Source organism: Frankia sp. CeRuru1 (assembly GCF_977966315.1).
On sequence record NZ_CDWWEW010000230.1, the window covers coordinates 1 to 8,504 of the forward strand.

The window sequence follows — 8,504 nt, forward strand, 5'->3', positions numbered from 1 at the left end:
GCATCGGATCGTTGACGGCGAGGTGGTGGACCGGGGCGAGTGGGTCGCGGGCCCGCCGGCCGGCGATACCCGGGGTGCGGGTTTCCGCACCCGGCGGGATCGGTTCCGGGCATCGGGCAGACCCGCTCGCGGGCGGTGACGAGGAAGGCGCGCCGACGCCGGGACCGGCCGTCGGATGCGCAGCGCGGGCACCCGGTCTGTTGGTGGACGCCGGATCCGGTCGTCGTCCTGCGGGACGGCGAGTGGGTGGTGCGACCAACGAGTGGCGCGGCGACCACCAAGGTCTACCGGTGTCCCGGTTGTGATTATGAGATCACTCCGGGCACCGCCCACGTGGTGGTCTGGCCGCCCGAGCGGATCGAGGACCGTCGACACTGGCACCGGCCATGTTGGGAACGCCGGTGCCGAGCGGCCCGGCCGCGCGTCCGTGACGGCTGACCCCACGGGACGACGGCCTCCCGTGCGGGCTAGACCCCGCGGGAGTTCGCTGCCGCGGGCAACGCGTTCGGCTCGCTGCCGAGCGCCTTACGCTCCTCGGGCGGCGGTGCCTCGATGGAGGCGATCGACGCGGAGGCGGCGGTCAGCTTGTCGCGCAGCGCGCCCAGCTGGGCCGTCACCTGGTCACGCAGGGTGGCAAGTTGCGAGGTCACCTGCTCGCGCTGGCGCTCGAGGTCGGCCAGCCGACGCTTCGAGTCGTCCTCGGCCTGCGCGGCCGTGGCCCGAGCGACCTCGACGATCCGTTCGGCCTCCGCGCGGGCCGTCGAGACGATGGCCGCGGCCTGCTCGTCGGCGTCGCGCAGGGTCTTCTCCCGGGTCTGCTCGGCCTCGGTGACGATCCGGCGGGCCTCCTCGAGCTGGGCGTCGGCCTCCCGGGTGCGTTCAGCCCGAACGGTGGCCGCCTCCTCCTCGGCGAGCTGGAGGATCTGGGTAACGCGGCCACCGAACTCCTCCCAGGCGGGACGGTTGGCGGCCAGATCGTCGCGTACCCGGGCCGCCTCGGTCGCCGCCTCCGACGCGGCCGCCTCCGCCGCCGCCCGGTGCGCCTCGGCCTCGCGTAGCTGCTCGACGAGCCAGTTCACGTGATGGGTGACCTGATTGGGGTCGTAGCCACGGCGCACCAGATCAAAGGCGGGGGGCCCGTCGGTCTCGCCGGCCATTGGGATGAGATCGGTGTGTTCGGTCATAGGACCTCAGCATCTCAGACGGTCAATGTGAGCGTGAGGGGAGTCGGCTGTCGGCCTGGCCGATTTCCGGGTTTATACGCCGCGGAACCGGTTGATTGCGGTCAGGTGGCGGGAGCGGAGTGCCTCGTCGCGGACACCCAGCCCCTCAGCCGGGGCGAGACACAGCACGCCCACCTTCCCCTGGTGGACGTTGCGGTGCACGTCGTAGGCGGCCTGCCCCGTTTCGGTGAGCGGGTAGACCCGGGACAGGGTCGGATGGATCATCCCGCGCATGATGAGCCGGTTGGCTTCCCAGGCCTCCCGGTAGTTGGCGAAGTGCGAGCCGACGATGCGCTTGAGGTTCATCCACAGGTACCGGTTGTCGTACTCGTGCTGGAAACCGCTGGTGGAGGCGCAGGTGGCGATGGTTCCGCCGCGGCGGGTCACATAGACGGAGGCGCCGAAGGTCTCCCGGCCCGGGTGTTCGAGGACGATGTCGGGGTCGTCGCCGCCGGTGAGCTCGCGGATGCGCTTGCCGAACCGCTGCCATTCCCGGGGGTTCTGGGTGTGTTCGTCGCTCCAGAACCGATAGGCCTCGGCGGCGCGGTCGATGATCAGTTCGGCGCCGAGGGAGCGGCATATGTCGGCTTTTTCCGGCGAGGAGACGATGCAGACCGGGATGGCCCCGCCACGCAGCACGAGCTGGGTGGCGTAGGAGCCCAGGCCCCCGGACGCGCCCCAGACGAGAACGACGTCGCCCTGTTTCAGGTTCGCGCCGTTGACCGAGACCAGTTGGCGGTACGCGGTCGAGTTGACCAGGCCGGGTGCGGCCGCCTCCTCCCAGGTCAGGTGCGCGGGTTTTGGCATGAGCTGGTTGGTCTTGACCAGGGCGAGCTCGGCGAGTCCACCAAAATTCGTCTCAAATCCCCAGATTCGTTGCTCGGGATCCAGCATCGTGTCGTTGTGGCCGTCGGGACGTTCGAGTTCCACGGACAGACAGTGGGCGACGACCTCGTCCCCGGGGGACCAGGCCTGTACGCCGGGCCCTGTCCGTAGCACAACTCCGGCCAGATCCGAGCCGACGACGTGGTAAGGCTGGTCGTGACGGGATGCAAGCGGAGAGGTTCGGCCGTAGCGCTCGAGGAAGTTGAAGGTGGGGATCGGCTCGAAGATCGACGTCCAGACCGTGTTGTAGTTCACGGAAGAGGCCATGACCGCGACGAGGGCTTCGCCGGGACCGAGCTCCGGGGTCGGCACGTCGTCCACGTGCAGGGAGCGACGGGGGTCCTTGTCCCGGGACGGCACGCCCTCGAACATCCCGATTTCGTCCCGGCGCACGACCATGGCGCGGTAGGACTGGGGGACCGGGAGGGAAGCGAACTCCGCCCGCCGGGCGGGCGACGGAGGGCTCTGGGCAATGATCGCTTCGAGAATGTCCTTCACGGTCGGCCTCCGGTAGGACGCTGGTGCTGGTGGCGGATAGACGGCAGATGTTACCCATAGGTGGGAGGCGGGGTCGCGGGATGTGGAGGCTGTCTGTTTCGTGCGCGACGCGATAGAACTTTTGGGACAACTTCGAGTGCTCGGTACGCGTCCAACTGGGTGTGATCGCGCCCATGACTGTCGTGGAAGGGTGGCGGCCCGTGCCTGCACGGAGCGACGCCGCCCGTAGCGATGTCGCGCGGGACGCCGATGCCGCCCTGACCGCGTTGTACTCCGAACACTATCGGTCATTAGTTCGTCTTGCAGCGTTACTACTTGACGACCTCGGCCTCTGCGAGGAGGTTGTGCAGGACGCCTACATCCGCGTCCACGCGGCCTGGGGGCGGCTCCAGGACCGGGACAAGGCCTTGGCCTATCTCAGGCAGACCGTCGTCAACCTCGCACGTTCGACACTGCGTCGTCGGCTCGTCGCTCTCAAACACGCTCCCAAGCCGATGCCCGACGCCGCGAGCGCCGAGGAGGGCGCCTACTCCCTCGTCGAACGGGCGGCGGTCATCCAGGCGTTGCGCGAGCTGCCCCGCCGGCAGCGGGAGGCGGTGGTGCTGCGGTACTACGCCGACATGTCCGAGGCGGACGCCGCGGCGGTGATGGGCTGCAGTGTCGGTTCCGTCAAGGCGTACACCTCCCGGGGGCTGTCGGCGTTGAGCGGCAAGCTGGAGGGCCTGCGGTGAGTGGTCTGGAACCGGAGGAGCTCGCCCGCCTGCTCACCGAGGCGGTGGAGCCCATCCGGCCATCGCCGGACGCCTACCGGCAGATCCGTGCCGGGATCGACAGTCGGCGCCGGTGGCGTCTGCCGCTGATGACGGCGGGCGGGATGGTCATGGCGGCGCTCATCGGGCTCGCCGTGGTGGCGCTGCGGCCCCCTCCGCCGAGCAACGAGCTCGTCGAGCCGGCCGTCCCGCCGCTCGTGACCGCACCCGTGACGGGGCCGAGCCGGACACCCGTCGCATCCTCGACCGGCGGCACCGGCCGTTCCACCAGGGCCGGCGATGGGTCCGGAGGGGGAGCGGCGACCTGGTCGGCGACTACCTCGCCGACCGTCCTCCCGACCACCAGCGTGCCCTCCCCGCCCGTCACGGCCGGCCCGTCAGCCAGCCCGGCGACGGCGACCCAGGGCAGCCCCCAGCTGCCGACGGCCGTCGTGAAGCCGGCGGTGGCGGGCGACGTCGACGGCGACGGCCGTTCTGACCAGGTGCGGGCGACCGGGAGCAAACTCGAGGTCGTGTTCTCCCGGGACGGAACTGTCGGGCAGGTCGACCTGGGCGCGATCGTGGTGCCCCTGCACCACACGGTCGTCGACATCGACGCCAACGGGTTCGGCGAGATCCTGGTGCAGACCACGTCGAGGAGCGGGATGGACAACTACGCGCTGGTGCGCTACGCCAGCCTCGACACGCTGGCCCCCGTCCAGCTGCCGGCTCAGCTCACCCTCGCCGCCGGGGTCCAGGGCAACGTCGGCGCCGGGTTCCGCTGCATGGACCGGGCCCTGCGGATCAACAGCGGGACCTCGACCGACGGTTCGCTGTTCACCGTGGCCACGACCATCCTGGCGCTGACCCCGGAGGGCCTGGCCGCCCAGGACAGCCGGTCCGACCAGGTACGCCTGCCGGCGGACCCGGCCACCTCGCCATTCGTGGCAGCCTGCGGCCAGCTGTCCTGACGGTCCGCTTCTCTTGGCCGTCCCGCGGGTCCGGCTAGGTGTTTTTGTCCTTGGGGACCGGAATCGTGGCCGGGCATCTCGGGCATGATCACGTTATCGTGTCAGGGACGGCTGTTCTCGGGGCTGCCGCCACGAGACGACGCCACCGCAGGCCGTGTGCCGGCGCCGTCCCGGCCCGCCCCAAAGATCTTCCTGGAGATGAGGAGGCATCCATGCCTGGTTCCGTGATCGTGGCTGGAGCGCGGACACCGTTCGGGAGACTGTCGGGCGCGCTGAAGAGCTTCACCGCGACGGATCTCGGTGGCATCGCGATCTCGGGTGCCCTCGCGCGGGCCGGCCTGTCCGGTGACGCGGTCGATTATGTGATCATGGGGCATGTGATCCAGGCCGGCGCGGGCCAGATCACCGCCCGGCAGGCGGCGGTCGCTGCCGGCATCCCGCTGTCGGTGCCCGCCATCACGATCAACAAGGTCTGCCTGTCCGGCCTTGATGCGATCGCCCTGGCCGACACGTACATCTCCAGCGGGGAGTTCGACCTTGTCGTCGCCGGTGGGATGGAGTCCATGACCGGCGGCCCGCACCTGCTGCGCTCGCTGCGCTCCGGGGTGAAGTACGGCCGGGCCGAGCTGCTCGACGCCACCGAGCACGACGCGCTGTTCTGCGCCTTCGACCAGATCGCGATGGGGGCGAGCACCGAGCGGTACAACGCGGGGCTCGGCATCAGCCGGGCCGAGCAGGACGAGTTCGGCGTCCAGTCGCATCAGCGGGCCGCCGCCGCCATCAAGAACGGGCTGTTCGACGACGAGATCGTTCCGGTCGCGGTGCCGCAGCGCCGCGGCGAGCCGCTGGCCGTCAACCAGGACGAGGGCGTGCGTCCCGACACCACCGCCGAGGTGCTCGCGAAGCTGCGGCCGGCCTTCGACGGCAACGGCACGATCACCGCGGGTTCGTCGTCGCCGATCTCCGACGGCGCCGCCGCCGTCATCGTGGCGAGCCGGGCGAAGGCCGAACAGCTCGGCCTGCCGATCCTCGCGGAGGTCGGTCACCACGGCTTCGTGGCCGGTCCGGACACCTCCCTGCACTCCCAGCCCTCGCGCGCCATCCTCGCGGCGCTGGCCAAGGAGCGGCTCACCCCGGCCGATCTCGATCTCGTCGAGATCAACGAGGCCTTCGCCGCGGTCGTCATCCAGTCCATGCACGACCTCGGGATCGGCCCGGAGATCACCAACGTCAACGGCGGCGCGATCGCGATCGGTCATCCCGTCGGAGCCTCCGGTGCCCGGATTGCCCTGACCCTGGCCAACGAGCTGAAGCGCCGCGGCGGCGGGATCGGCGCCGCCGGTCTCTGCGGCGGCGGCGGCCAGGGAGACGCCTTGGTGCTGCGCGTTCCGGCGTGACGGCCGGCCTCGGGGAGGCTCCCGGGATGACCCGCATCGACGACCCCGCGACGCCGGCCGGCGACCTGGTGCGGGAGCTCGGTCTCGAAGCACATCCCGAGGGCGGCTGGTACCGCCGGACCTGGGCCAGTCCCGACCAGATCGATGCACATGGCGGCAGGCGCCCCGTCATGACGTCCATCCTGTTCCTGCTGCGTCCGGGAGAGATGTCCCGCTGGCATCGGGTGGCCTCGGCCGAGATCTGGCTCTGGCAGGGCGGTGGGGCCCTCGATCTCACCCTCGGCGGGTCGGGCCGGGCGCCGGTCGCCGCCGACCGGCGGATCCTCGGACCCGATCTGGCCGCGGGCCAGGCGCCGCAGCTCGTCGTGCCGGCCGGCGAATGGCAGACCGCGGCCCCGCGCGATGGACAGCACGTTCTGGTCGGCTGCGTGGTGGCGCCTGGCTTCGACTTTCTGGACTTCGAGCTCTTCCCCGCCTAAAGCGCCGTTCGGGGCGGCCCGGTCAGGTCAGCTCGGGGCGGTCATCGCGGTGGTGAGCGCGGCTGCCGCGGCGACTAGGGCGCCGGGATCCAGCGGGATCTTCAGGACGTCCACGGCGCCGGCTCGGCGCAGGTGCGCCCGCTCGCGGGGGTCGGTGTCCTCGCTGAGGACCAGGGCCGGGATGACGCCGGCGGTCGGGTCCGCCGCGAGCTGGGCGAGCAGTTCGGCCGCGGTCGTGTCGGGCAGGTCCCGGTCGAGCAGGATGAACGCCGGCCGGGCCCCCCGCACCGCGTCGAGGGCGAGACCGGCGCGGGGAACGGTCACGGTGTCCGCGGCCAGGAAATCGGTGAGGGTCTCGGCGACCAGGGAACGCAGGGCGGGATCGCCGCTGACGTGCACGACCCGCAGGCCGCCGGGTGCGGGAGGACGGCCGAGGGCGACCGTGCCGGACTCGCCGGAGCGATATGGGAGACCACCGTAACTGCCCCCGAACCCGCTGTTATCATCGAGATCCTCGAAACGCAGGTCGACCGCGTCGAGCACGACGGCGAACACGCTTCCCACGCCGTACCGGCTGGCGACGGTGAGCACCCCGCCCATCGCCGTGACCAGGGCGTGGGACAGGGCGAGGCCCAGCCCGCTGCCCTCGATTCCGCTGCGCTCGGCGCCGAGGCGCTCGAAGGGCCGGAACAGTCGGTCGATCGCCCGGGGGGAGAGCCCCGCGCCGTCGTCCTCGACCTCGATACGGATCCGCGAGCCGGTGATGGGCACGATGCCGACGCGCACGCTGCCGCCCTCCCGGCCGTACTTCAGCGCGTTACCGACCAGGTTGAGCAGGACCTGCCACAGGCGGCGGCGGTCCGCGTCGGCGACGAGCGGCAGCGCCGGATGGATCACCCGCCGGATGCTGCGCTGCGCCGCGAGCGGTTCGACGAGCTCCACCACGCCCTGGACGATGTCGAGGACGTTGACCGGCCCCTTGTTGATGTCCCCCCGGCCCGCGCGGAGCCTGGCTAGGTCCAGCACGTCATCGATCAACGCCTGCATGTGGCGGCCACCGGTGATGATCCGCTCGACGTCGTCGTGGAGGTCGGGGGTGAGCGGTTCGAGTTCCAGCAGCTGCGCGAAGCCCAGCATGGCGTTCAGCGGGGTCCGCAATTCGTGGCCGAGCCGGGCGATCAGTTCGTCCTTGGCCCGTGACTCGTTCTCGGCGACCTCGCGGGCGCGCTGGTCGCTGGTGTCCCGAGCGATGACGACCAGCCCGCCCTCCGGGTCGACCCGGACCGTCACGTGATGGGGCACGGTGGCCCCGGCCAGGTCGACGAGTCCCACCGAGCCACGCCACTGCCCGGTCCGCCCCAGCGCGGTCGTCACCGCCTCACCGAGAGCGAGGCGGAACGCGGGGTCGACGACGTCGACAAGGTCGCGCAGATGGGGGACGCGGGGAACCCGGTCACCGAGGAAGGCACGGGCGGCGGCACCCATGTCGGTGACACGACCATCCGCGCCGACGACCACAGCCAGGTCCGTCAGCGCGTCGAGCAAGATGCGTGACCCCACCTACGCCTCGTTATCCGTCTTCTTCCACCCCACGGCGGGCAATGGTAGGGCGTACCGTCAGAGGCCGTTGTCCCGGGTTTGCTCAACTGGATCGCCGGCCGGTTTTCCCGCGACGTTTCGTGACATGCAAATAGCTTACCGACGACCTCGGTGCATCGGCGTAGCAGGGTAGTGGCCCTGCGTTGTTCGACGCGCGGTGAGCGGACTGTCGTGATAAGTCTGACCGCATGCTTGTTGCCTTCAGTGTCACGCCCATCGGTCAGGGCGAGGGGGTCGCGGATCTGGTCGCCGAGGCGGTCCGGGTGGTGCGGGCCAGTGGGCTGCCCCATGAGACGACCGCCATGTTCACCACGATCGAAGGCGAGTGGGACGAGGTGATGGACGTCGTCCGCCGGGCCACCGAGGCGGTCTCGGCCCGTGCTGGCCGGGTGAGTCTGGTGCTGAAGGCCGATCTTCGCCCGGGAGTCACCGACGCTCTGCACACGAAGGTCGCCGCGGTCGACCGGTTGCTGGCCGGGGACGAGACCGGCACGGACGTCACTGATCGTTGACCACCGGCCGCTGCCTGCCGGCCGCTGCCCGCCGGCCCGGATTGGGGATCTGGGTCTGACCCCGGGCGAGGCGGACATGAGGACCGGGAAAGTCGTCCGGTGCCGAGTCCACGGACCGGAACCAGATGCCACGATGGAGGCATGCAACGTAGGCCACCAGTCCCATCCAGATCGCCGCGCGGTGCGGGAGG

At 70.8% G+C, this 8,504-nt stretch carries 9 protein-coding genes; 5 read left to right on the top strand and 4 right to left on the bottom strand.

Annotation, left to right across the window (positions count from 1 at the left end; all coding sequences use genetic code 11):
- Positions 1–467: 467 nt before the first annotated feature.
- Positions 468–1,184, bottom strand: a complete 717-nt coding sequence (locus AC08OP_RS16105; protein ID WP_476592801.1) for an ATP synthase F0 subunit B — start codon at positions 1,182–1,184, stop codon at positions 468–470.
- Positions 1,185–1,256: 72 nt separating this feature from the next.
- Positions 1,257–2,606 (bottom strand): crotonyl-CoA carboxylase/reductase, encoded by a 1,350-nt coding sequence (gene ccrA, locus AC08OP_RS16110; protein ID WP_476614950.1) that lies wholly within the window; start codon positions 2,604–2,606, stop codon positions 1,257–1,259.
- Between the two features lie 173 nt (positions 2,607–2,779).
- On the opposite strand from ccrA, the gene AC08OP_RS16115 reads away from it, so the two are divergent.
- From AC08OP_RS16115 to AC08OP_RS16130, 4 genes are all read left to right on the top strand, one after another.
- A complete protein-coding gene (locus tag AC08OP_RS16115) occupies positions 2,780–3,337 on the top strand; it encodes a SigE family RNA polymerase sigma factor (protein WP_011438065.1) in 558 nt (185 codons plus the stop codon).
- Complete coding sequence (locus AC08OP_RS16120) at positions 3,334–4,326, top strand: FG-GAP repeat domain-containing protein (RefSeq protein ID WP_476614951.1); 993 nt, start codon at positions 3,334–3,336, stop codon at positions 4,324–4,326. Before AC08OP_RS16115 ends, AC08OP_RS16120 begins: the two co-directional genes overlap by 4 nt.
- Before the next feature lie 212 nt (positions 4,327–4,538).
- Positions 4,539–5,723: an acetyl-CoA C-acetyltransferase gene (locus AC08OP_RS16125; RefSeq protein ID WP_476614952.1), complete on the top strand. Its 1,185-nt coding sequence runs from the start codon at positions 4,539–4,541 to the stop codon at positions 5,721–5,723.
- A 26-nt stretch (positions 5,724–5,749) separates the two neighbouring features.
- A complete protein-coding gene (locus AC08OP_RS16130; RefSeq protein WP_476614953.1) occupies positions 5,750–6,202 on the top strand; it encodes a cupin domain-containing protein in 453 nt (150 codons plus the stop codon).
- Positions 6,203–6,229: 27 nt separating this feature from the next.
- Here the strand turns inward: AC08OP_RS16130 and AC08OP_RS16135 are convergent, their stop codons facing one another.
- On the bottom strand, positions 6,230–7,762 hold the full coding sequence (locus AC08OP_RS16135; protein WP_476614954.1) for an ATP-binding protein: 1,533 nt from the start codon (positions 7,760–7,762) through the stop codon (positions 6,230–6,232).
- A 227-nt stretch (positions 7,763–7,989) separates the two neighbouring features.
- On the opposite strand from AC08OP_RS16135, the gene AC08OP_RS16140 reads away from it, so the two are divergent.
- Positions 7,990–8,313 carry an MTH1187 family thiamine-binding protein gene (locus tag AC08OP_RS16140; RefSeq protein WP_462186803.1) on the top strand — a complete coding sequence of 108 codons (324 nt, stop codon included), beginning with the start codon at positions 7,990–7,992 and terminating at the stop codon, positions 8,311–8,313.
- Here the strand turns inward: AC08OP_RS16140 and AC08OP_RS16145 are convergent.
- Positions 8,300–8,504 (bottom strand): hypothetical protein (locus AC08OP_RS16145; RefSeq protein ID WP_476614955.1); only part of this gene is annotated, 205 nt, incomplete at its 5' end. The two genes, AC08OP_RS16140 and AC08OP_RS16145, sit on opposite strands and share 14 nt — an antisense overlap.

What these genes read in the sequence shown, in the direction of transcription:
- AC08OP_RS16105 (WP_476592801.1), bottom strand. Translation starts at nt 1,184, where the DNA reads ATGACCGAACACACCGATCTCATCCCAATGGCCGGCGAGACCGACGGG.
- AC08OP_RS16115 (WP_011438065.1), top strand. Translation starts at nt 2,780, where the DNA reads ATGACTGTCGTGGAAGGGTGGCGGCCCGTGCCTGCACGGAGCGACGCC.
- AC08OP_RS16125 (WP_476614952.1), top strand. Translation starts at nt 4,539, where the DNA reads ATGCCTGGTTCCGTGATCGTGGCTGGAGCGCGGACACCGTTCGGGAGA.
- AC08OP_RS16130 (WP_476614953.1), top strand. Translation starts at nt 5,750, where the DNA reads ATGACCCGCATCGACGACCCCGCGACGCCGGCCGGCGACCTGGTGCGG.
- AC08OP_RS16140 (WP_462186803.1), top strand. Translation starts at nt 7,990, where the DNA reads ATGCTTGTTGCCTTCAGTGTCACGCCCATCGGTCAGGGCGAGGGGGTC.